The 22,675-nt window shown below is 72.9% G+C and carries 16 protein-coding genes and 1 pseudogene; 11 read left to right on the top strand and 6 right to left on the bottom strand.

Annotation, left to right across the window (positions count from 1 at the left end):
• Positions 1 to 5: 5 nt before the first annotated feature.
• The 4 genes and pseudogenes from OG689_RS07580 (at position 6) to OG689_RS07565 (ending at position 3,361) form a co-directional block, all read left to right on the top strand.
• Positions 6 to 701 carry a hypothetical protein gene (locus OG689_RS07580; protein WP_266318834.1) on the top strand — a complete coding sequence of 232 codons (696 nt, stop codon included), beginning with the start codon at positions 6 to 8 and terminating at the stop codon, positions 699 to 701.
• Between the two features lie 11 nt (positions 702 to 712).
• A pseudogene (locus OG689_RS07575) lies at positions 713 to 1,243 on the top strand (hypothetical protein); the annotation flags it as partial.
• 178 nt (positions 1,244 to 1,421) lie between these two features.
• Positions 1,422 to 2,210 (top strand): hypothetical protein, encoded by a 789-nt coding sequence (locus OG689_RS07570; protein WP_266318833.1) that lies wholly within the window; start codon positions 1,422 to 1,424, stop codon positions 2,208 to 2,210.
• 749 nt (positions 2,211 to 2,959) lie between these two features.
• Positions 2,960 to 3,361 (top strand): transglycosylase SLT domain-containing protein, encoded by a 402-nt coding sequence (locus OG689_RS07565; protein WP_266318832.1) that lies wholly within the window; start codon positions 2,960 to 2,962, stop codon positions 3,359 to 3,361.
• Positions 3,362 to 3,728: 367 nt separating this feature from the next.
• Here the strand turns inward: OG689_RS07565 and OG689_RS07560 are convergent, their stop codons facing one another.
• A complete protein-coding gene (locus OG689_RS07560) occupies positions 3,729 to 4,997 on the bottom strand; it encodes a PP2C family protein-serine/threonine phosphatase (protein WP_266318830.1) in 1,269 nt (422 codons plus the stop codon).
• 328 nt (positions 4,998 to 5,325) lie between these two features.
• Here OG689_RS07560 and OG689_RS07555 point away from each other — a divergent pair, with 328 nt between their 5' ends.
• Complete coding sequence (locus tag OG689_RS07555) at positions 5,326 to 6,135, top strand: alpha/beta fold hydrolase (protein ID WP_266318828.1); 810 nt, start codon at positions 5,326 to 5,328, stop codon at positions 6,133 to 6,135.
• A 204-nt stretch (positions 6,136 to 6,339) separates the two neighbouring features.
• Positions 6,340 to 6,711 carry a hypothetical protein gene (locus OG689_RS07550; RefSeq protein WP_266318827.1) on the top strand — a complete coding sequence of 124 codons (372 nt, stop codon included), beginning with the start codon at positions 6,340 to 6,342 and terminating at the stop codon, positions 6,709 to 6,711.
• Between the two features lie 152 nt (positions 6,712 to 6,863).
• On the opposite strand, the gene OG689_RS07545 is transcribed toward OG689_RS07550, so the two are convergent.
• Both OG689_RS07545 and OG689_RS07540 read right to left on the bottom strand, forming a co-directional pair.
• Entirely contained in the window at positions 6,864 to 8,438 is a 1,575-nt protein-coding gene (locus OG689_RS07545) for a serine/threonine-protein kinase (RefSeq protein WP_266318826.1), read from the bottom strand.
• Positions 8,439 to 8,490: 52 nt separating this feature from the next.
• A complete protein-coding gene (locus OG689_RS07540; RefSeq protein WP_266318824.1) occupies positions 8,491 to 9,282 on the bottom strand; it encodes a serine/threonine protein kinase in 792 nt (263 codons plus the stop codon).
• Positions 9,283 to 9,520: 238 nt separating this feature from the next.
• Here OG689_RS07540 and OG689_RS07535 point away from each other — a divergent pair, with 238 nt between their 5' ends.
• On the top strand, positions 9,521 to 10,492 hold the full coding sequence (locus tag OG689_RS07535; protein ID WP_266318822.1) for an aldo/keto reductase: 972 nt from the start codon (positions 9,521 to 9,523) through the stop codon (positions 10,490 to 10,492).
• A gap of 142 nt (positions 10,493 to 10,634) precedes the next feature.
• Positions 10,635 to 11,282, top strand: coding sequence for a C39 family peptidase (locus tag OG689_RS07530; RefSeq protein ID WP_266318821.1), 648 nt, complete (start codon positions 10,635 to 10,637; stop codon positions 11,280 to 11,282).
• An 81-nt stretch (positions 11,283 to 11,363) separates the two neighbouring features.
• Here the strand turns inward: OG689_RS07530 and OG689_RS07525 are convergent, their stop codons facing one another.
• A complete protein-coding gene (locus OG689_RS07525) occupies positions 11,364 to 12,221 on the bottom strand; it encodes a hypothetical protein (RefSeq protein WP_266318819.1) in 858 nt (285 codons plus the stop codon).
• A 178-nt stretch (positions 12,222 to 12,399) separates the two neighbouring features.
• On the opposite strand from OG689_RS07525, the gene rpe reads away from it, so the two are divergent.
• From rpe to OG689_RS07510, 3 genes are all read left to right on the top strand, one after another.
• Positions 12,400 to 13,083: a ribulose-phosphate 3-epimerase gene (gene rpe / locus OG689_RS07520; protein ID WP_266318818.1), complete on the top strand. Its 684-nt coding sequence runs from the start codon at positions 12,400 to 12,402 to the stop codon at positions 13,081 to 13,083.
• Between the two features lie 145 nt (positions 13,084 to 13,228).
• Positions 13,229 to 14,170: an alpha/beta hydrolase-fold protein gene (locus tag OG689_RS07515; protein WP_266318816.1), complete on the top strand. Its 942-nt coding sequence runs from the start codon at positions 13,229 to 13,231 to the stop codon at positions 14,168 to 14,170.
• Positions 14,171 to 14,303: 133 nt separating this feature from the next.
• Positions 14,304 to 15,263 (top strand): pirin family protein, encoded by a 960-nt coding sequence (locus tag OG689_RS07510; protein WP_266318814.1) that lies wholly within the window; start codon positions 14,304 to 14,306, stop codon positions 15,261 to 15,263.
• 16 nt (positions 15,264 to 15,279) lie between these two features.
• Here the strand turns inward: OG689_RS07510 and OG689_RS07505 are convergent, their stop codons facing one another.
• Both OG689_RS07505 and OG689_RS07500 read right to left on the bottom strand, forming a co-directional pair.
• On the bottom strand, positions 15,280 to 15,756 hold the full coding sequence (locus OG689_RS07505) for a hypothetical protein (protein ID WP_266318813.1): 477 nt from the start codon (positions 15,754 to 15,756) through the stop codon (positions 15,280 to 15,282).
• A 193-nt stretch (positions 15,757 to 15,949) separates the two neighbouring features.
• On the bottom strand, positions 15,950 to 22,543 hold the full coding sequence (locus tag OG689_RS07500; RefSeq protein ID WP_266318811.1) for an RHS repeat-associated core domain-containing protein: 6,594 nt from the start codon (positions 22,541 to 22,543) through the stop codon (positions 15,950 to 15,952).
• Between the last annotated feature and the right edge of the window lie 132 nt (positions 22,544 to 22,675).

The following is a 22,675-nucleotide window of genomic DNA, read 5'->3' as shown; positions in this document are numbered from 1 at the left end:
CCAGCGTGAGCAGAGCAGAGGTCCGGAATCCGGCCCCGGCGTCGCCCGGCCGGTCCGAGGAGGAGCCCGGCGCGCCGTCGGCCCGGTTGCCCGAGGAGGAGGCCGGCGCCCCGTCCGGCGCGCCGTCGGCCCGGTTGCCCGAGGAGCCCGACAGCGTCGGCCAGGAGGAGGAGCCGGCCGCTCAGGAGGCGCCGCCCGCGCGGCGGCGCCGGCAGCGGGTGCTGCTTGCGCTGGTGCTCGTCCTGCTGCTGGCGGCCGGTGGCGGGTTCCTCCGGCTCGGTGCCCAGCTGCGCGGTTCGGCGGACACCGCCGATCTGGCGCTGACCGACACCGCGGCCGCGGCCCGGGTGGCCGGCGACGTCGGCACGTCGTTGAGCAAGGTGTTCTCGTACGGGCCGACGGACACCGAGGCCACGGCCCGGGCGGCGCAGGAGCTGCTCGACGCCACCGCTGCCGAGCAGTACGGGGCCCTGATGACGGAGTTGCGGCAGCGCGTGGCCGAGCAGAAGCTGACGCTCAGCACCCGGGTGGTCCGTGCCGGCGTTGTCCATCTCACCGCCGACCGTGCGCAGTTGCTGGTCTTCCTCGACCAGGTCTCGCAACGCGAGGGCAGGGCCGCGACCGTGGCCCCCGCCCAACTGTCGGTGTCCGCCCGGCTGGACGGCGGCCACTGGCGGATCACCGACCTCAAGGCACGGTAGGGGAGGAACGGATGAGCGAAGGCAGCAGGAAGTCGCGGCGGAGTCCGCTGGTCCTGGTGGCGACCGCGACGGCCGCGCTGGCGGCCGGGCCCGCGCTGTGGTCGGGCTGGACCTGGTACGCGGCGGCGCACGACGACTCGGCGGCGTACGCCCGGGCCCGGGACACGGTGCTGGCGGCCGGCGAGCAGGCCGCGCAGAACATGAACACCCTCGACCACCGGGATCTGGGCCCGGGTCTGGACCTCTGGGAGAGTTCCACCACCGGGGATCTGCACGATCAACTCGTCCAGGGGAGAGCCAAGTTCGAGGGGCAGGTCCGGCAGGCGCAGACGGTCACCAGCGCCAGGGCGCTCTCCGGCGCAGTCACCGAGCTGGACGACCGGGCCGGCCGGGCCACCGTCATGATCGCGTTGCGGATCACCGTCCAGGTGCCGAACAGCGCGCCCGCGAGCAAGGACAGCCGGATGCTCGGCGAGCTCACCCGCACGCCCGGGGGGTGGAAGCTCAGCGCTCTCGGTCAGGCGCCGATGGGCGACAGCGCCGGGGCCGGGCCGTCGTCCGGAGCCTCGCAGCCGCCGGGATCCCCGCCGTCGGCCACGGCCGCCCAGCTGCCGGCCGGTGGGGGGTCGCCCGGGCCGACGGCTCCGCGACCGACGGCCGCACCGTCCGCCCCGCAGCAGCCGGCCGGCCACTGAACCGCAGGCGAGAGGAGAACCGCTGATGTCGACGACCCGCCACCTGGTCAACCGCCGGCGCCGTCTGGACGCGGTCGGCAGGAGCCTCGGCAGCCGGCCCGGACCGGCCCGAGGTGAGGTGAACCCTCCGGACCTGGCACCGATCACCGTCCCGGGCCGGGACCAGCCGGTCGGCCTCGGCGCGCGTCTGCGCGGCCGGACGGCTGCCGCTACCAGGGAGGGCACGGGGGAGGGGACGGGGGAGGGCACGGACGCCGGGGCCGGTGCGGTCCCGTCCGGCGGTTACCGCCACCGCCGGCTGCTCGTCCCCGTCGCGCTCGCCCTGCTGACCGTCCTGCTGGGCGGTTTCGCGGCGGTCGCCCTCGGCGCGGCCGCGGATCTGCGGTCGGCCCCGGGCGTGCGCAATGCCGCGCTCGCCGACCCGGCCCGCACCAACGAGGTGAAGGGCGCGGTCTCGCAGGCGGTCAACGCGCTCTTCTCCTACTCCTACGCGGATCCGGCGAGGAGCGACGAGGCCGCGAAGCGGCTGCTGGTGGGTGCGGCGGTGCAGCAGTACGCGGGCATGCTGGCGGAGGTCCGTGCGCAGGCCCCGCAGCAGAAGCTGGTGCTGACCACCACGGTCACCGGCGGCGGGGTGGAGACGATCGAGGGGGACCGGGCCCGGGTGCTGATCTATGCCGATCAGCGCAGCACCAGTACCGCCGACACCGCCGAGGCCGGGGACAGCACCTATGCCGCCGCGATGTTCGCGGTCGACGCCGTACGCCGGGGCGAGGTGTGGCAGATCGCCGGCATCGACACCTTCAACCGCTGACCGGCGCTGACCGGCGCTGACCGGGGTGGCCCGGCGCTGCTCGAGGTGGGCCGGGGTGACTCGGGGCGGGCCGGGGTCGACCGCCGAGGCGGCCACGGTGAGTGCGCAGAGGCGGCGACGGACACGCTCGGTGGGCCTGTGCGCACCGAGCGGTGCATTCGGGGCGTGATCGGGTCCCGACGGACGGATTCGGGGTGGCCGGCGGTGTCGTTTCGAGGGCGCCCGGAGGTCTGGACCTCCCCTCCACCGGTCGCAAATTCGGACATATCAGGCACTGCCGAGGTGAGGGTCCTCACAGGCCCCCGGGGACTACGGAGTCGGATAGTTGATCCTCGGCCCGGCTGCGGAGGTCTCGGCGGGGGTGGAGCCGGCCAGGATTTGGTCATTGCCGAGGTTTAAAGGGTCGACGGAGAATCCGTGCAGGTGGGAGACATCAACCCGAGTGCCGCATTTGTCGGAAATGGGTGGTTTGAGGGGGTGGGCCAGGGGTACCCGGGAGGGATTTCGGACCGGTGATCCCGGGGTCGGCTACGACCGGCCGTCGTAGCAAGGGGGTCTTGGCGGCCGCCGTCGGGCCCGCTAACAATTGCGGAGTCGCCAGAGACCGCAGCACCTGTCCCGCTGCGAATCTCCTTCGCCAGGCTCCGCCCCGTGCGGACGCCCAGCGCTCCGTCCCGACGTACGAGCCCCTGTCCGGCCGTGCGGAACCTGCGGACGTGAGCGCAGCAACCGATGAGGATCACCTTTCCATGCGCATTTTCTCCACCCGCCTGCGTGCTTCGGCCGCCGTGCTCGTGTCCGCCGCCGGTATCGCCGCCCTGGGTAGCGTCGTGGCGCCCACCGTCGCCGGCGCCACCACCCCGGCGTCCTCCGCGCAGGCCCTGGCCGCGCAGATCGTCCCGGCCAACCAGCTGGCGTCCTTCAAGCAGATCGTCGCCCACGAGAGCAGCTGGAACGTCACCGCCACCAACGCCTCCTCGGGCGCCTACGGCCTGGTCCAGGCCCTGCCGGGCTCGAAGATGGCCTCGGCGGGCGCGGACTGGAAGACCAACCCGGCCACCCAGATCAAGTGGGGCCTGAACTACATGAACGAGCGCTACGGCAGCCCGAACGCCGCCTGGGCGTTCTGGCAGACGCACCACTGGTACTAAGTCGAACCGGTACCTGCGCAACCACCCCACCAGCCACTACCGCGGCGCCCCGGCCGTCGGACAGGGGCGAACCGGGGCGAAGGTGAGGGATCCGGGGTGCGCGACCGCGCACCCCGGATCCCTCCACCGGCGCTCCGCCCGCCCGGTCCACCCCCGCTTCGCACCCACACCGTGCGCGGCGGACGGGAGTCCACCCCGCAGCGCACCACCGGTGATCCCGGTGGCAGCGCCGCAGCCGCCTGCCGAAGGCCGCCTCCACGAGGAGGCGGCCTTCGGCGTTCCCGCGCCGCCCGCCCGCCCGCCTGCCCACGCGGGAAGGGAACGCCGGGCGGCGTGCGGCGTGCGGCGTGCGGCCTGCGGCACACGGTCAACGGGCCCGGTCCGGCCGGACCTCGGTCCCGTCCGGCGTCTCGTCCCATCGCTCGGCCCACCCTTCGTCCCACTCGTCCTCCCACTCCGCGCCGAGGTCGCCGCTCCCGCCCCGGGCCCTTTCGGCGTCCGGGTCCGGCCGCAGGGCGAGCGCCAGCAGCGCGCGGTCGTCCTCGCCCTCGGCGCCCACCGACCAGCAGTCCGCGTCGGAGCGCACGAAGGCGGCCACCAGCTCCGGATCAGGCCGGTGCCTGCCCACGAAGCGCTCCGCCAGCCGCTCCAGCACGGGATAGAAGACGCCCGCGGTGTTGCGGGCCTCGCTGACGCCGTCCGTGTAGAGGACGATCACGTCGCCCGGTTCGAGCGGGTGGGTGGTGATCTCGGAGTCGGCCGGGGCCAGCGAGCCGAGCCCGAGCGGCAGATGCGGGGAGGTCCGGAGCCACTGCGCGCCGTCCTTGCCGACCAGCACGGGCGGCGGATGGCCGCGGTCGACGATCCGCACCTCGCCTGCGCCCTTCGGGAACTCCAGCAGTAGGGCGGTGACGAAGAGCTCCGCGTCGCCCGCCGCCCGGGGCGAGTTGCGGGCGATGCTCAGCTCGAGTCGCTGGGCCAGGCTGCTCAAATCCGCCCACTCGTGGGCGGAGACCCGGAAGCTGCCGAGCACGGCCGACACCGTCTGCACGGCGTCCAGCCCCTTGCCGCGCACGTCGCCGATGATCACCCGGACGCCGAACGGCGTCTCGCACAGGTCGTAGAGGTCACCGCCGACCAGTGCGCCGCGTTCGCCTGCCTCGTAGAAGCCCGCCGCCCGCAGCGGCCCGACCCGCTCCGGCACCGGGCGCAGCAGGGTGAGCTGCACCGCCTCCGCCACCGAGCGGGCGCGGATCAGACGGGCCTGGGCCCGGACCCGCTGCCGGGCCAGCAGCACCGCCGCGACACCGATCAGCGCGGTGGCCGCGTACAGGGCCAGATGGTGCTGTTCGTCGAGGTGGCCGGGTCGGCGGGAGGCCATCGCGACCTCCAGCAGGATGCAGCCGGCGGTGATCACGGCGACCGGGCGGGGGCCCCGGGTGGCGGCCGCCAGCGGCGGCACCGCGACCAGCAGGAAGCTCAGCGGTTCCCGGCTGTGGAAGGCCAGGTCCAGCAGCACGGCCAGGACGACCAGGAGCAGCGGCAGCCACCAGGACCACGTCCGGACGGCCGGCGGCGGTCGCCAGCGCCGGACCCCGGGGATCCGGGCGGTTCCGCCGCCACGGGTTTGCGGCATGGAACCACTGTAGGCATGCACGCGTCGCCCCGTCCTTCGACGGGCGTGCGGTCGGGGCGACCGCCGCTTCGGAGGTGTATCCGCAGCTCAGGCCGTGTCCGGGTGCCGGCCGGGCGCGCCGCCGACCCTGCTGCGGCCGGGCCGGGGACGGGCCCGAAGAGGCCCGCCGGGGTTCCGCTGCCCGGCGGAAGGCCGGGTGCCGGCGACGCCGCCGGTACGGCGGCCGGGCCGCCCCGCCCGGTGCCGGTCGGGCGCGGCCCGTCCGGGCGCGCGCGATTGTGTCACGCTGGTGGGTGGGGCGGAGCGGGACCGAGGCTGGAGGTCTGCGATGGCCGTGATCAGGGCGAACGGTGTGGCGCTCTACTACGAGATCCGGGGCACCGGGCCGAGCGTGGTGCTCGTCCACGGCTCCTGGGGGGACGCGGACTGCTGGGAGCGCGTGGCGCCGGGTCTGGCCGAGCAGTGCACGGTGGTGACGTACGACCGGCGGGGGCACAGCCGTAGCGAGGAAGTACTGACCCAGGGGTCGGTGCACGAGGACGCGGCCGACCTCGCGGGCCTGATCGAGGCCCTCGGCCTGGCGCCGGCCTTCGTCGTCGGCACCCTGTACGGGGCGATGGCCGCGCTGCGCCTCGCCGCCGCCCGGCCGGCGCTGCTGCGGGGCATCGCCGTGCACGAGCCGCCGGCGGTCGGCCTGCTGGCGGCCGACCCGGACCTGCGCCCGGTCGCCGACGACGCCGTCGCCCGGGTCGCGCCGGTGCGGGCGCTGCTCGAACGCGGTGAGACCGCCGCGGCGGCCGAACTGTACGTCGACACGATCACCCTGGGCCCCGGCGCCTGGGCCCGGCTGCCGGCGCCGATGCGTCACACCTACATCCGCAACGCGCCCACCTTCCTGGACGAACTGCGCGACCCGGACGCCTACGACCTCGACCTGGCCGCGCTCGGGGGCTTCGGCGAGACGGCCCTGCTGACCCAGAGCGACGACGGCGACCCGATGTCGACCTCGGTGCTGGACATCGTCGACCTCGCCCTGCCGAAGGCGGAACGGTACCTCTACGAGAACGCCGGCCGGGAGCCGCACATGGTGCGGCCCGCCGAGTACGTGCAGGTGACCCTGCCGTACGCGCTGCGCTGAGTCTGCCCTCCAGCCTGTCCGATTGCCCGCCTGGGCCCGCCCGCTCATTCGCCCGCTCGCCCGCCCGGGCCCGCCCGCACCCCTGACAGGTGTCAGGTACCGGGGGCGGGGGCGCGCTGGTTCTCTGGTCGTGGGCGCACCGTTCCGGGGCGCCGGCACCGACCACCCGTCCAATTCGACGGGACGTCATCTCCTGGGAGAACCATGTTCGCCGTACGCAAGCTCGCCCTGGCCGGCGCCGCGGCCGTGCTCGGGGTCGCCACCCTGGGCCTCACCGCGACCGCCGCCGAGGCGGCCGGAGGCTGCACCGACAACGGCAACGGCACCTACAACTGCCACGTCTGGAAGACCGCCCCGACCTTCTGGAGCGGCAACGTCCGGGCCGGCACGCTCAACGCCGGCACCAACTACTTCTACTGCCAGGCCGTCGGCGCCGAGATGTCCGACGGCGCGTACCACAACAAGTGGTACGCGAAGACCGACGACGACAGCGGCAACCGCGGGGTCTGGGTGAACGTGATCTACCTCTCGGGCGGCGGCAACGACGAGCCCGTCCCCGGACTCCCCTGGTGCTGAGCTGAGCTGAGTTGAGCTGAGCCGGGACGCCGAACCGGCTTCACCCCGGCTGCGAACCCCGCCGTGAGCGTCCCCGTCGTGACCGTCCCCGTCGTGACCGTCCCCGTCGTGACCGTCACGGCGGGGACGCTCCGCGTCGCCCGGCCGACGGGTCAACCGGTGTACTCGGCCAGGTACTTCATCACCTGGTCGACATGCGGCCGGACCCGGTCCGGCACCCGCCCGGCGTCGGCGACGGTCTTGTCGCTGGTGCGGTAGCCGGCCACGACCAGGGCGGGCAGGTCGGTGCTCAGGCCCCGGTGCTTGAACTGCTGGTCCAGCCAGCAGACGTAGTTGCCCATGCTGACGATGGCGTCCGGCGCCGACATGTAGTCCCGGTCGCCGTCGTTGTCGCCGTCCTGGGCCCAGGCGTTGAAGACCGCCGGTGTCCACATCGCGATCCCGTACTCGTCGGACTGCGGCCGGGCGGCGGCGGGGTCGAAGCCGCTCTCCGCCTTGAGCATCGCCGCCAGCAGGGCCGGCGTCACCTCCGGCTCCGGGCAGCGCCGGGCGGTCCCGGTGATCACCTCGCGCAGCCCGGCCGGGACGTCGGAGCTCTCGGGGATGGCGCCGACCGGCCTGCCGGGGCCGCCCGCGATGACGGTGGCGCCGGCGGTGGTGGCGGTGGCGGCGGTGACGGGTGGTGGGGCGGGCGGGGAGTCGCCGTCCCCGGGCAGCAGGGCGCCCGCGAGAGCCGCGCCGGCCACCGCCAGGGCCAGTGCGAGGCCGCCGGTGACCAGCGGGACGGCCCGGCGGGCCGGCCGACGGCGGGCCTGCGGACCGGCCGGCGGCGCGGCCAGGAGGCTTACCCGGCGCAGGAGTTCGGCCGCATCGAGCTTGCCCCGTTCGGCCGGGTCGGCGGCCAGGCAGGCGCCGATCAGCGCGCGCCAGCGTTCGGGCACGCCCTCGTCGAGCCGCAACGGGGAGGCACCCCGGGCGTAGGACTGGGCGGCCAGCGACCTGGCCCGGGCGGTGGCCCCGGGGAAGGGATGCAGCCCGCCGCTCAGCACCTGGTGGGCCAGTACGCCGAAGGCCCACACGTCGGCTCCGGGCCGCAGCGGGACGCCCCGGCTGCCGGCGCGCTGGGACCACCACTCCGGGGGCACGTGGTCGAGGGAGCCGAGCGGCGGGACGTACGCGTGGGTGCCCTCCAGTTCGGCGGTCAGCCCGAAGTCTGCGAGCCGGACGGCGCCGCCCGGCATCAGCAGGATGTTGGCGCCCTTCAGGTCGCCGTGCACCCAGCCGTGCTGGTGCATGTGGGCCAGACCGGCGCAGATCTCGGTGAGGACGCGCTGCGCCTGCGGCAGCGGGGTGTGCGGTGCGGCGGTGGCGAGCAGGTCCTGCAGGCTCTGTTCGGCGCGTTCCATCACCAGCACCACGGCGCCGTCGAGTCGGGGGTCGTCGGGCCGGTCGAGGGTGGCGGTCCGCAGCGTCCGCACCAGGCCGGGGTGGTCGGCCTGTCGGCTGAACCGCACCTCACGCTCCACGAGGTCGGCCATCGTCCGGCGCTGGCCGGGGGTCAGCAGGTCGGGCCGGAGGAACTTCACCGCGACCGGTGCGCCGTCGGCGAGTTCCTCGGCCGCGTACACGCTGCCCCAGCCGCCGGACCCGATCAGGCCGGTGATCCGGGTGCCGGCCACCAGCCGGCCGGCCGGGACGTCCAGCGGTGGCCTGCCGAGTTCGTTCATACGGGCTCGGGCCTTTCGGACGTCGGCCGGCCGGGTGGCGACCGGCCGGGGGTCAGCGGGTTCGGCGGACCGGGAGCAGAGCGAGGTGATCCTCGCGGACCAGGTCGAACCGCAGGGCCAGCGCGACGAGTTCCTCGCGTTTGCCTCCGACGGGGCCGGTCCGGGCGGCGGCCCCGGGGAGGCCCGCCTCGGCGGGGGCCGGCTCCTCACGCAGGCGCAGCTTGACGCCGGCCAGGTAGTCGATGTGGTAGTTGACGGCGGACCTGCTCAGGTCGCGGCAGCCGGGCAGGCCGCGCAGCCGCTCCACGACCTCGGTGGCGCCCGGCACCGCGGCGGACGCGGACCGCAGGCGCGGTTCGCAGAGCGCGAGCAGGACCAGGAAGTACTTGGAGGTCGGGTCCAGCGCGAACGGGCTCACCGTGTGCTCGCCCGTGCTGGGGCCGGATTCGCCGTCCAGGTAGGCGTGTTGGGGTGCGAAGACCTTGAAGTGGGTGCTGCCGCCGAGCGAGGGCAGCACCACCCGGGAGAACTCGAACGGCACCGGTGCGCCGAGCCGTCCGGGCGCCACCTTGAGGTGTTCGCCGGCGCCTTCCAGGTTCTCCACCACGTAGGTCGCGCCGGCGCTGAAGTTGGACAGCCGCCAGTAGTCCTCGGCCGCGGTGATCTCGCCGGCCCGCCGCGAGACGCCCTGGTCGTCCAGCGGGACGGCGGCGGGCCGGCCGGGGGAGCCCCGGCCGAACTCCGCGCTCTCGCCCGGGCCCATCCGCAGCAGCTCGGGCTTCGCCGCGGTGCCGCCGGGCCGCCGCCCCGCCCGCTCGGGCAGCTGCACGATGACCGTGTCCAAGGCGTTCCCCTTCCCGCGGCCCGGCGCGCGGCAGCGCGGCACGGCCTGACCAGGTCCGGGCGCGCCGGGCCCGGAGGTGTGACGTGCACGCAGCATCGTACGCGCTCCGGAGCGACTTGGTCACGCCTGGTCATCAGGTGTGGCCGGTACGCGACCCCCGCGTGGTCGGTGCGGAGCGGGGCCGCAGGCCGGAGTTGGTGCTGGACAAAGCTCCCGGCCCGCACAAGGGTGGTGGTCCATGGAGTACACCCACCTCGGCCGTACGGGCCTGACCGTCTCCCGCCTGTGCCTGGGCACCATGAACTTCGGCCCGCACACCGAGGAGGCCGACGCCCACCGGATCATGGACGCCGCCCACGAACAGGGCATCAACTTCTTCGACACCGCCAACACCTACGGCGGCCACGGGACCAGGGGCCGTACCGAGGAGATCATCGGCGGCTGGTTCGCCCGGGGCGGCGGCCGCCGCGAGCGGACGGTGCTCGCCACCAAGCTGTACGGCGAGACCGGGACCTGGCCCAACGAGGGCAAGCTCTCCGCGCTCAACATCCGCCGGGCGGTCGACGCCAGCCTGCGCCGTCTGCAGACCGACTACATCGACCTCTACCAGATGCACCACATCGACCGGGAGACGCCCTGGGAGGAGATCTGGCAGGCGATGGAGGTGCTGGTCGCCCAGGGCAAGATCGTCTATGTCGGCTCCAGCAACTTCGCCGGCTGGCACATCGCCCAGGCCCAGGAGGCCGCCAGGGCCCGCAACTTCCTCGGCCTGACCAGCGAACAGTCGCGCTACAACCTGCTGGAACGCAGTGTGGAACTGGAGGTCGTCCCGGCCGCCCAGCACTACGGCCTCGGCCTGATCCCGTGGTCCCCGCTGCACGGCGGCCTGCTCGGCGGGGTGCTCCGCAAGGAGCACCAGGGGGTACGCCGCAGCCAGGACCGCCAGGCCGAGGCACTGGCCGCCCATCGGGACCAGATCCAGGCCTATGAGGACCTCGCCGCCGAGCTCGGCCACGAGCCCGGCGACCTGGCGCTGGCCTGGCTGCTCTCCCGCCCGGCGGTGACCGCCCCGATCGTCGGTCCGCGCACGCCGGAGCAACTGCTGGCCGCCGTCCGCGCCCTGGACGTGTCGCCGGACCGGAAGACCCTCGACCGGCTGGACGAGATCTTCCCCGGCCACCGGACCGCCCCGGAGGACTACGCCTGGTAGCCGTCCCGGGGCGTGGGAGCACCCGCGCCGCCCTCCCGTCCCCGCGCGCCCGGGCGATTTCGTGCCGCCTTCCCACCGGGTGCGCCCCCGTCCGGGGCGCTCTCGACGGGAAGGCGGCGCCGGCCTGTGGCAGGGTCGGGCCATGACCACCGTCGCGGAGATCATCCACCAGGTGCCCTACTACTCCCAGTGGGAGTCCCCCGAGCTGGTCCGGGAGATCATCGCGGGCAAGCTGAGCGCCGCCGACGACCCCCTGTGGGGCCAGTCCGGGGCGGCGACGCAGGAGGAGTACGAATTCTGGTCCTGGCGGCTCTGCGGCATGGCCTGCCTGCGGATGGCGCTGGACCACTGGTGGGGCGTCGCGCCGCCGGCCGTCACTCTTGCGGGTGAATGCCTGGCGGCCGGTGCCTACGTGCGTCGCGGCGAGCGGCTGGACGGCCTGGTCCACGCGCCGTTCGCCGCGTACGCCGCCGAGCGGTGGGGGCTCGCCGCCGAGTCCCGGCCGGAGCTGCCGGCCGAGGACATACCGCGACTGCTGGCGGACGGGCGGCTGGTGATGGCCTCGGTGCACCCGGCGGTCCGCACCCTGGGGCCCGAACCGGCCCGCCGCGGCGGCCACCTGGTGCTGGCGGTCGGTGCGACGGAACGGGAGCTGGTGATCCACAACCCGTCCGGGTTCGCCGGCGAGTCGCAGGCCTTCGCCCGCGTCCCCTGGACGGATCTGCCGCGCTTCTACGCCGGCCGGGGCATCGTGCTCGGCCCGCACGGCGCCGCCCCGGCCGACCTCTGAAGGCCGCGCGGCCCTTCCCGGGCCCGACCAGCGGCACCCGCCCGGGCCCGGCCCGGTGCCGCCCCGGCCGACGAGCGGTGATCAGCCCGCGCCGGCGGGCAGCCCGATCGGGTTGATCGGCGGCAGGTCCGTGCGGCACAGCGCCGAGATGGGCTTGAGGTCGGCGGCCAGCCGGTCCAGCTGGGCGCGCGGGTAGCCCTCCCAGACCCGGGCCGCCGCGAGGTCGGTGGCGGCCTCCAGAGCCTGGTGGCGGATCCGGCCGCACTCCGTGACGGTGCCCCGCGCGGTCAGCCAGCCGCGCTCGACCAGCCGCTCGGTGGCCGCGTCCCACTCCTCGTCCGTCCAGCCGCGGTAGGGCTGCAGCTCGTCCCGCTGGACGTCCAGCGAACATCGGACCACCAGGGCCTCGCACCCGTCCAGCCCGGCGGCGACCAGGGCCGCCACGTGCCCGTCCCCGCGGTGCTCGCGCATGACCGTGGCGGCCTGCCAGAGCCGTGCCAGCAGGCCCTCGGGCCGGGGCAGCGCCGCGTTGGCCGAGGCCAGCACCCGCCCCGCGCAGTCCAGCCCGGCGGCGGCCCGCTCCAACTGGGTCACCACCCGCTCGATCCGGCCCGGCTCGACGTGCTCCAGCAGCCGCCCCAGCGCCGCGGCGGCGCCCGCCGCCCGGGCCTCCAGCGCGGCCTCCGGGGTGGCCCTGGTCCACACGTCGGGCAGGGCCCGCTCCACCATGCTCGGAGCGAAGTTGAAGAAGGCGGCGATCACCGGTGGAGCGTCCACCGCGCCCAACGGCGCCGCCCGTCCGGCGAAGTAGCCGCGCCAGCCGCCGCGCAGCCCGGCCGCCTCGTAGGCGGCCCTCCCCTCGGGGGAGAAGTAGGTGACGGCGTGCACCGGCTCGAAGAGCCACCACAACGCGCGGGCGGGATGGACCAACTCGGCCATCTGCAACCTTCCTCGGAGGGACGGGGACGGGACCACGGCGGCCGTCACGATAGCGCGCATACGGTGTGATGCGGGTCACGGGGGCGTATCGCCGTGTGCCACCGCCCGCCCGACCGGGGGATGATGTGGCCGAGGTGCCCGCTCCCGGCACCCTGGTCCAGCTGTGAAGGCATCGGAAATGGCGCAGATCAACCCCAGCATCCTGTCGGCCGACTTCGCGCGCCTGGCCGAGGAGGCCGAGGCCGTCCGGGGCGCGGACTGGCTGCACGTCGATGTGATGGACAACCACTTCGTGCCCAACCTCACGCTGGGCGTCCCGGTGGTCGAGTCCCTCGCGCGTGCCACCGACACCCCGCTCGACCTGCACCTGATGATCGAGGACCCGGACCGCTGGGCCCCGCAGTACGTCGAGGCGGGCGCCGGCTCGGTGACCTTCCACGTCGAGGCCGCCGCCGCGCCCGTCCGCCTGGCCCGGGAGATCCGCGCCAAGGGCGCCCGCGCGTCGATGGCCCTCAAGCCCGGCACCCCGATCGAGCCCTACGAGGACCTGCTGCCCGAACTCGACATGGTGCTGATCATGACCGTCGAGCCCGGCTTCGGCGGTCAGGCCTTCCTCGACATCATGCTGCCCAAGATCCGCCGCACCCGGGAGCTGATCGCCAAGTACGACCTGGACCTCTGGCTCCAGGTCGACGGCGGCGTCGCGGTCAACACCATCGAGCGCTGCGCCGAGGCCGGCGCCGACGTCTTCGTGGCCGGCTCGGCCGTCTACGGCGCCGAGGACCCGGCCGAGGCCGTCCGGGCCCTGCGCGCCCAGGCGGAGCGGGCGACGGCCGGCGCCTCCTGGGCCTGCCGCCACTGACGGCCCCGCCTGCGGGCCCGGTCCTGGCGGCCGGGCCCGCAGGCCGCGGTGCCGGAGTTGTCGATCACCTGTGACCGGGGTGGCACCGACCCCGGACCAGCACCCTCCTAGCCTTGGTGACTCACCGTCGAAGGGGGAGAGCGCTGTGGGTCGCGGGGAGACGGTCGAGGACGATGCGGGCACCGCGGGGGAGCGGACCGGCCGGCCGAGCCGGCGCATGCTGCTACGGGCCGCCGCCGGGGCCGGCGCCCTGGCCGTGGCGGCGGCCGGCACCGGAGTGGCGATGGCCGAGGACGTCCTGCCCGGCGGCGCACGGCTGCGCCGGGCCCTCGGCCTGACCGGCCCCGACGGCGTCCTGCCGGCGGCCACCGCCGGCCCGCTGCACACCGAGGACCGGCGCTCGGCGGCGCGCGGCACCACCGTACGGCTGATCACGATGACCCCGCCCGGTGTGCACCGGGCGGCCGATCTGCCGGTCTGCCTCGCCCTGCACGGGCGCGGCGCCACCGCGCGGACGATGGTGGAGACCGGGGTGCCGGAGTTCCTCTCGGCGGCGGTGGCGGCCGGCGTCCCGCCGTTCGCCGTCGTCGCCGTGGACGGCGGCAACGCCAGCTACTGGCGCCGAACCACCACCGGGGACGACCCGCAGCGGATGCTGCTGGACGAGCTTCCGGGCTGGCTCGCCGAACAGGGCCTGCGCCCGCCCGGCGGCGCGATGGGCATCTCGATGGGCGGCTTCGGGGCCCTCAACTACGCCCGAAACCGGGGCAAGGGCTTCGGCCCGGTCGCCGCGCTCAGCCCCGCCGTGTTCCGCACCTGGCCGGACGCCAAGGCCGTCGAGGTCTTCCGCGACGAGGCCGAGTGGCGCGAGTACGAGCCGCTGCTGCACCTCGACCAGCCGCTCGGCAGCCCGCTCGGCGTCTGGTGCGGTACCGAGGACCCGTTCTGCGACGCGGCCCGCCGGCTGGCCCCGCACGCCACCCGGGCGCACTTCCCGCCCGGCGAGCACAGCGGGGGGTTCTGGCGGCGGGTGCTGCCGGACGCCATGTCCTTCCTCGGCCGCGCCCTGGCGGGACAGCCCACCTGACCTGGTCACCGGTGATGACTTCTCGGGGCCGGCCCCGCCGTCCGGCCCGGTGCTTCGTGATCCACGCCGCCTGACGGATGATCGTACGGAACTCCGGTGCGAGCCGGCCCCGACCCCTACGGGTGGAACCGACATGAGCAATCTCGACCTCAAACCCTCCGCGACCCGCTGCGGCGGCGAAGCCAGCACCGGGCCGGTCAAGGAGCTGCTGACCGGACGTCAGGTCAGGCTCGGCGGGAGCACCGAGGTGCGCCGGCTGCTGCCCAACCTCGGACGGCGGATGGTCGGCGCCTGGTGCTTCGTCGACCACTACGGCCCCGACGACATCGCCGACGAACCCGGCATGCAGGTGCCCCCGCACCCGCACATGGGCCTGCAGACCGTCAGCTGGCTGCACGAGGGCGAGGTGCTGCACCGCGACAGCCTCGGCAGCCTGCAGACCGTCCGCCCGTACGAACTGGGCCTGATGACCTCCGGCCGGGCGATCTCGCACTCCGAGGAGTCCCCGCACGAGCACGCCCGCCTGCTGCACGGCGCCCAGCTCTGGGTCGCCCTGCCGGACAGCGACCGCCACACCGCCCCCGCCTTCGAGCACCACAGCGAGCTGCCGAAGGTCACCGCCGCGGGCCTGCGCAGCACCGTCATCATGGGCACCCTGGACGGCGCCACCTCCCCCGGCACCGCCCACACCCCCCTGGTCGGCGCCGACCTCGCCCTCACCGAGGGCGCCGAACTGCGCCTGCCGCTGGAGCGCGACTTCGAGTACGCCGTCCTGGCGATGACCGGCAGCGTCGACGTGGACGGCGTCCGGGTCGAGCCCGGCTCCATCCTCTACCTCGGCTGCGGCCGCACCGAACTCCCCCTGCTGGCGCGGACGGACAGCGCGATCCTGCTTCTGGGCGGCGAACCGTTCGAGGAGGAGATCGTGATGTGGTGGAACTTCATCGGACGGTCCGACGAGGACATCAGGCAGGCCCGCGAGGACTGGATGTCCGGCCCCCGCTTCGGCGAGGTGCACGGCTACGACGGTGCCCGGCTGGCCGCTCCACCGCTGCCGGCCGGGGCCCTGAAGCCACGGGGCCGGGCACGCTGAGCCGGAGCTCGACGGGTCAGTTGCTCGCTGCACCGAGCAGGTCGTTCATGGGACCGTCCCGGCGGACGACTCCGGGAGCTGCGACCCTTTCCAGGGTGTTGACGAGCAACCGGCGGCGCCCCGGGCGCACAGCGAGCAGAGGCACCCGCCACTCGGTGCCCCCATCGTCCTTCAGAACCAATATGGATGCACCTTTGGCCCGGGGGGCTTCGGCACAGACGCTCGCCAGCCGGGAGACCGGGATCGAGACCTGCCCGAAACCCTTGCGGACAGTGACCACAGCGGGCGCGACGGTGATCCGCAGCATCAGTGCCAGCAGTGGGATGCCCGCGCTGACCGCGACGGCCAGTGCGTAGCAGAAGGTTGTGAGCGCTCCACTCTCCAGCAGTGCTTTCGGCAGGGAGATGAGCAGTCCGGTCAGCGACGCGATGAGCAGCGGAAGGAGGCCTGGCCGGACCGTGATCGTCCGGCTGGCCTCAACGGGTTCGGGCATTCATATCAAATCCATTGGTAGCTGGTTCATTTGGGCCGATCCCCCTGGTTGCGGCGGAGCCTCCACGCGGGGGCTCCGCCGCACCGAGCCGACCGTTTCCGGGGATCCTACAGCTGACCTCTTTCGCCGGTCAGTGCGCCGGTCGGGGCGTCCTGCTCAGCTCCCGGGCCCGGGAGGACCCGGGAGCTGAGCGTCATCCGCCGCAGATCTTCTTCCAGGCGGCCAGGGATCCTTCGACCGCGACGGGCTTCGCCCCCCGCAGCCCGTTCATGACGGCGGGGAAGCCGCCGGCTGTGGCGACATCCGCGGTCAGGTAGGCAGCCTCCTTGCCGCAGTCCCAGCCGCTGCCGTAGGTGCATTTGTCGATGACGAGGGCTACCTCCGTGATCGTTGTGACAGCCAGTCCGACTCGCGAGATCACGCCGGCGACACCGGCGCAGGGCAGCAGCCCGAGGACGGCACATCCCACCGCGACGGTCCCGGCCACCGCGGTCACGGCCGTGGCCACGGAGTTGATCTGTGAGATGACATCGGTGTGGTCATGGACGAACTTGGTGATGTTGCCCCAGCCGAACAGGCCGGACGGGTCGGTCTGGTTGAGGGGATCACCGGCGCCGTAGCCGTAAGCGCTGAGCGTCTGCTGGACGGCGGGGTCGACGGTGAGGAACTGCGCGGTCGCCGGGTCGTAATAGCGCGCTCGAAGGTAGACGAGGGAGCTCTCCGGGTCCGTGTACTGTCCGGCGTACTGGAGTGCGGCCGTTGCCCCGGTGTGGGCGCTCACCACGCCATGGGGAGTGTAGGCGTAGGTAGCGCACACGTTTCCGGTCGCGTCGGTGAGGGCGCGGGTGGAGCCGAGCTGGTCATGGAAGTACCACTGGGTCGTGGAGCCGGTGATCTGTTCGATCGGCGCCCCCTCCGGCCCGTAGAGGTAGCTGGTGCTCCCGTCCGACAGGAGGTTGGCGATCTCGGAGGAGTCCCAGACGTAGTCGGTCGTGGTCGTTCCGACGGTCTTCCGGGTCCGCAGTCCGCTGCCGTTGTAGGTGAAAGCGGCGGTTGTCGCTCCCGTGCTGAGGCTGCTCAGCCGGTTGGCCTGGTCGTAGGAGTAGTTCGTCGCTGCCGTCCCGTTGTCGGACTTGGTCCGGTTGCCCTGGGGGTCGTAGGTGTACGTGGTTGCTCCGGCCGGCGGTGCGGCGCAGGCGGGACCGCCTGGCGCGGTGGCGGATGTCCCCCAGCAGAGCTGGTTGGCGGTGTCGAAGGTCTGCGTGACAGCGCCGACCTGCAGCGGGTTGTCCGCCTGGTCGTAGGTGTACCCGGTCGTCGTCGCGCCGGTGGTGGCCGACTTGAGCTGGCTCAGGGGCGTGTACTGGTAGGTCTGCGGACTGCCCGGCAGGCTGGCCGGCGTCTCACCGCTGACGCGGCCGCCGTCGTCGCGGGTGTAGGCGACCGAGGCCACGGTCACACCGCTTTTGGTCAGCGAGTCACTGAGCGGCTGAGCCGCGTCGTTGAGGGACGTGGTCGCCGTGGTTCCGTTGGGGAACACGGTCGAGAGCCAGTGGCCGTCGTCGTCGTAACCGAACGTGGTGGACTTGGAGTTCCAGTCCTTCACTGTGCTGAGCCGGTTCGCCTTGTCGAAAGTACGGGTTACCGTCTGGGCGGTTCCGGGGTAGGTGAGCGCGGTCTGGTTGCCGTTCTCGTCGTATCCGTAGCCAACCGTGCTTCCGGCTCCGTCCGCCTGCGAGGTGAGCTGCCCGAAGGCGTTGTACGCGCGACGGCTCGTACCGGTGCCGTCCGTCATCAGGACCTGGCGTCCCGCGGCGTCGTACTCGATGTCGGTCACGCCGGGCGTGCCCGTGTCGGAGTACGCCACCGCGCTGGGCTGCCCGCTCGGACCGTAGGTGAAGGTCGTCACCCGGCCGCTCGGGTCGGTGGCCGTCCTGCGCAGGCCGGCCGGGTCGTAGGTGGTCAGACTGGCGCGGCCGGCCGGATCGGTGCGCTTGGTCTGCCGGGCCTGAGCGTCGTACTCGTAACTGGTGACCACCTGTGCGCCGTCGACGGTCTGCTGGACCGTCCCGTCCGGGTTGTAGACGGTCTTGGTCTTGGTGCTGTCCGGGCGCGTGACCGCTGTCTGGTGTCCCGCGTCGTCGTAGTCGTAGTGGGTCACCAGGCCGTTGGCGTCGGTGCCGGTGATCCTGCGGCTGTTGGCGTCGAAGGTGCTGCTGGTGGCCTTGCCCATCGGATCGGTCGCCGTGGTGCGGTTTCCCCGGATGTCGTAGGCGTAGGTGGTGCAGCCCTTGGCGGGCGGGGTGCATCCGGGCAGAGTGCCCGCGGCCGTGCCGACCGGTGAGACCTCGGAGGTGAGCAGACCACGGGTGCTGTCGTAACCGTAGCGAGTGACCTTGCCCGTCTCGTCCGTCGCGCTGGTCACGGCACCCGTGGTGTCGTAGGACTTCCGTGCCACGTTTCCACGGGCGTCGACGAGTCGTGTCACGTCACCCGGGTGAGCGGCGTCGTCGTAGTAGGTGTTGGTGGTGCGGGCGGGCAGCGATTGGTCGACCGGTTGCTGGACGGTGCTCGTGAGCAGCCCATGGCCGTCGTCCGCGCTGTTGGTGCCGCCCGCAGTTGCGATGTGACCGGCTTCGTCATAGTTGAAGGTGCTCTGCAGGCCGGCCGGGTCGATGATCAGGCGGAGGTTGTCCTTGCTGTCGTAGGACTTGACGGTGGTGAAGCCGCGGGCGTCGCTGGCGGAGGTCAGGTTTCCGCGGTCGTCGTAGGTGAATGTCTGAAGGTTGCCGTTCGGGTCGGTGGCGGCCGTCACGCCGAGGCTCACGGGGTCGTAGGCATAGCTGGTGGTGCCGGCGTCCGCGCTGCCGTACCCCTTGGTCTCGGACTGCAGAAGACCGTTCTGGTAGGTGTAGAGGGTCTTGTGGCCCGCGGGATCGGTCACCAGGGTCTGGCCTGCGACCAGGTTGCCACCGCTGTCGGGACCGTAGGTGAACGTCGTTGCATGACCCAGCTGGTCGGTCTGGACGAGTACCCGTCCGGCGCTGTCGTACGTCATCGCGACGACCGGCGTGGGCGTGGCGGTGGATCCGAACTGAGCGGGCCACCGCATCGAGTTGACGAGATGGTTGGCGGTGTAGCCGTACTGGAAGTGGTCGTCGTCCTTGAGCGTCGGCGTGCGGGTCGTCCCGACCCCGTAGACGTCGGTCAGGTTCCCGTCCGCGTCGTAGCCGTAGGTGATCTGACGACCGGCCCCGTCTGAGAGGCCGGTGATGTGGCTGCCGGTCCAGGTGAGGGTGTACGCCCGCCCACCGGGGTCGGTGACGGTGTGCAGGTGACCGTTGCCGTCGTAGCCCATCGTGGTGGCATAGGCCGGGCTCGCCTTGCTGCCGGACAGATCGGTCTCGGCGAGGAGGCGGCCGTTGCCCGCGTCGAAGGTGAAGATCTCCTTCGACTTCCGGGTGAACGTGTATGTGCTGCCGCTCTTGGTGAGCGTGGCGTTGTAGCGCGGGGCGGACGGCGCGTAGACGCCCGCCGTGTTGACGAAGGTGACCTCCGAGCCGTCCTCCTGTTTGACCGTCACGTTGCCGGTGGCACCGTCGGTGCTGGCACTGAGGTTGTAGGAGTATGTCCAGCCCCAGCCGAACGGGCCGTCCACGGCGAGGGAACCGTTGGGGCCACTTGGGTCCGCGAGGGCGGACGCATAGCTCCGGGTGAAGTTGAGCGGCGTGCCGCGGCCGGGAGTGGTGAGGTCGGTGAACTGGTCGCCGAAGTATCCCGTGCTGGTGTCGACAGGGTCGCCGGCGGTCCGGCGGGCGCAACCGCACTGGATGAAGGAGGGGTTGCTCCCCTTGGGAGCGTCCTTGACGCCCGGCGGGCCGCCGATCGGCTGACCGGGGGTGCCGCCCATGGGGATGAATGCCACGGCGTCGTAGGCGACGTCGTAGTCGGCGTAGTTGATGTTGCCGGCGCCGGACACCTCACTCTTGTTGGTGAGTTTGACGTTGCCGCCGTTCTGCATGGCGAAGGTGCCGATGGTGACCCATTCCTCGGTGCCCCAGTTCTGGTTCACCCGGATCTTCCACGGTGCGACCCCGCCGCCGGGGTTGATCGTGTAGACGACGTTGGTGGCGGTCGCCGCGGTGGACGGCAGGTGCAGTTTGATCTTGTAGTACTGGAGTTTGGGGAGGTTCGGGGTCCAGGTGCCGGTGTTGATCAGATCCGGGTTGGAGCCGTCCTCGGTGTGGGTGAACAGGATGTGGCCGCCGAATCCGGCACCCAGCTGGTGGGTGTCGATGGCCCCGATCGGGTCACCGGCGGCGTTGGTGCCGTAGGCGTAGGAGAAGCTGCCGCCCTGGGACCAGTTCGGGGGTGACCCGCAGCCCACCAGGTTCAGCGGTGGCTGGGTCTGCGCCTCGTCGACGATGATCGGTGCGCCGTAGCCGGCGTTCCCCACCTTGGCCGAGTCCAGTGAGCAGGTCGGCGGGTGCGGATGCGGCTTGACCACGGCCGGTTCGGTGGACCCGGCTCCGACGCTGTAGGAGCTGGTGGCGCAGGTCGTCGCGCAGTCCGGGATGGTGGTGACCGCCTGGTGCCACCAGCACTGGAGGCTGGTGAGGGTGCAGTACTTGGCGTTGGTGGCGCCGGTGGGGTCGCAGTGGTTGTCGGCGGTGCAGAAGGAGGTGACAGCGGGGATCTGCAGCCAGGTCTTGCCGCCGTGGTAGTCCGGCTTGGCGTACCCCGGCTGGTTGAAGCGCAGGATCGGCTGGCCGATCCAGCCCATGATCCGCTCCTGGTAGGGCCAGCTGGCGGGGTGCGAGGCGTCCGCGTAGGAGGTCTTCAGGTAGGGCGCGCGGGTCGGCGGGTAGTCCGGGTTGCGGGGGTTGTTGGCCCAGCCGAGGCCCCAGTTGCCCTCGCTGCTGGTGCAGGTGGGGCCGGGGACGCAGCCGGTGGTGTTGCCGAAGGCGGCGGTGGGCTGGATGCCGGAGTTGTAGGCCCAGGCGGCCAGGTACCAGTTCTCCAGGTAGCGCGGGTTGCCGCCGTTGACGGTGATCCCGGCGTCGTAGAGCTGGTTCCAGGTCTTCTCCAGGATCACGAGGCCGGCGGCGACGTTCTCCTGGTAGTCCACGCCGATCTTGGTCTGACCGTTGACCGAGTAGCTGGTGTCACCCTTGGACATGCCGCTGGTGATCTGGCCGAGGCCGTAGCCGCAGTCGCCCTTGCTGTAGTCCATGTGGCTGATGGAGCCGCCGGCGCCGTAGTAGTCGCCGACCAGTGCGCCGCCGGAGATGCCGGGCAGGGCGTGCCAGGACGCCTGGCTGTAGTTGCTCTCCTGCGCCACGATCGCCTGGTACAGCGAGCGGGGTACGGAGTCGAAGGAGTCACCGGCCGGGTGCTTGAGCGGTACCCGCGCGAAGTCGCTGTTGGGCGCGTAGGCGGCCAGGCCCAGGTTCGCGAAGCCGGCCGGGCGGGTGTAGGTGGAGCCGGTCAACAGGCCCTGCTCGGCCATCTCGACGGCCCAGGACACCTGCGCGGTGCCGGGCTGCATCACCTGACGGTTCTCCGCGAGGCGGTCCACCGCGCACTTGGGGGTCGCGGCAGCGGCCGTGGCCATCGGCGCCGCGAGCGCCGCGGCACCCTCCGGTGCCTTCGCGTCCGGAGCGGCTTGCGCGCTCTTGGCGCCGGCGGCGGGCGGGGCGGGCTCGCCGGCGGCGGCCGGAGCCGCCGCGGGCAGGGAACTGGACACCGGTGCGGAAGCACCGGGGGCGTCCCGCTTGAGCAGGGTGTCCTTCGCGGTGCTGACCACCAGCGGTGCGGAGGCGGTCGTCTGCGGACCTGCTCCGAGCACGGCGCCGCCGTCCAGGGAGACCTCCGCCGTGCCGAGCGGCAGCTTGCCGGTGGAGACGTTGCGCAGGCCCGACTTGGCGTCCAGCTTGGTGGCGCCCAGGGCGACGGGCTGTCCGGCCCGACCCTGCATCAGCCGCAGGGTCGCAGTCGGCCCCTCACCCAGGGCGGAGACCTTGCCGTCCTTGGCGCGCATCAGGGAGGACGTCGACTTGCCGTCCTTCTGGACGGCGAAGGCCACCGCACCGTCGGCGGTGGGGCGCAGGTCGTAGGCGAGGCCGTCCACCTGGGCCAGCGTGACGGGTTCGACGGGCTTGGCGTCCGGGGACGACGGCGGGATCTTCACCAGGGCGGCGCCCTGCGCGCCGACCGGGCCGTCCGGCGTCGGCACGACGGAGGTGACCTGGCCGGCCACCGTGCCGGATTCCTTGATCGTGCCGGACGGCAGATCGACCGTCAGGACCTGGGTCGTGCGCTGGTCCGAACCGGGGTTGACGGTGAACTCCGCCGTCCGTGCGACACCGCAGCCGGGGGAGTGGTACTTCAGGGCCACACCGCTCGCCACCGGCTTCACGGTGCCGGCGGTGAGGTCCACCGAGTAGGCGAAGGCCCCGTGGTCACGTGCCTCGGCCAGGTTGACCGCGCCGGCCGGAAGTACCGCGACGGCAGCGAACTTGCCGTCGCCGGAGACGCACTGGTACCCGGTCCACGAGGCATCCTCGATGCTCCCGGGACGCAGGAGCGCGATCTCGTTCCAGTGGTAGCCGCCGGCGCCGGTGGCGACGTCCAGGTGGTAACCCGCGTCGTCACCCCAGCCGTTCAGCAGGACGTCCTGGGCGGGGCCGAGATTGCTCTCGGCGGCCGAGGTCGCCGACGGCGCCTTGGGCGAGTCGGCCCGCGCCGGTGGACTCACCGCGGAGAGCCCCCCGGCCACCAGGGCCATGGTCAGTAGTGCCGTCCCTGGTATGCCCAGGGCCGGTCGTGGGTGTCGATACATCAGCTCTCTCAACTGTCGGCCGGAACCGGCCGACGCTAGGGGTTGACGGTGCCGGGTCGACCCGTCGGGTCCGAGGGG

It is taken from the genome of Kitasatospora sp. NBC_00240, from assembly GCF_026342405.1.
Classification (GTDB): Bacteria; Actinomycetota; Actinomycetes; order Streptomycetales; family Streptomycetaceae; genus Kitasatospora.
This window is presented reverse-complemented; position numbering and strand designations above follow the sequence as displayed.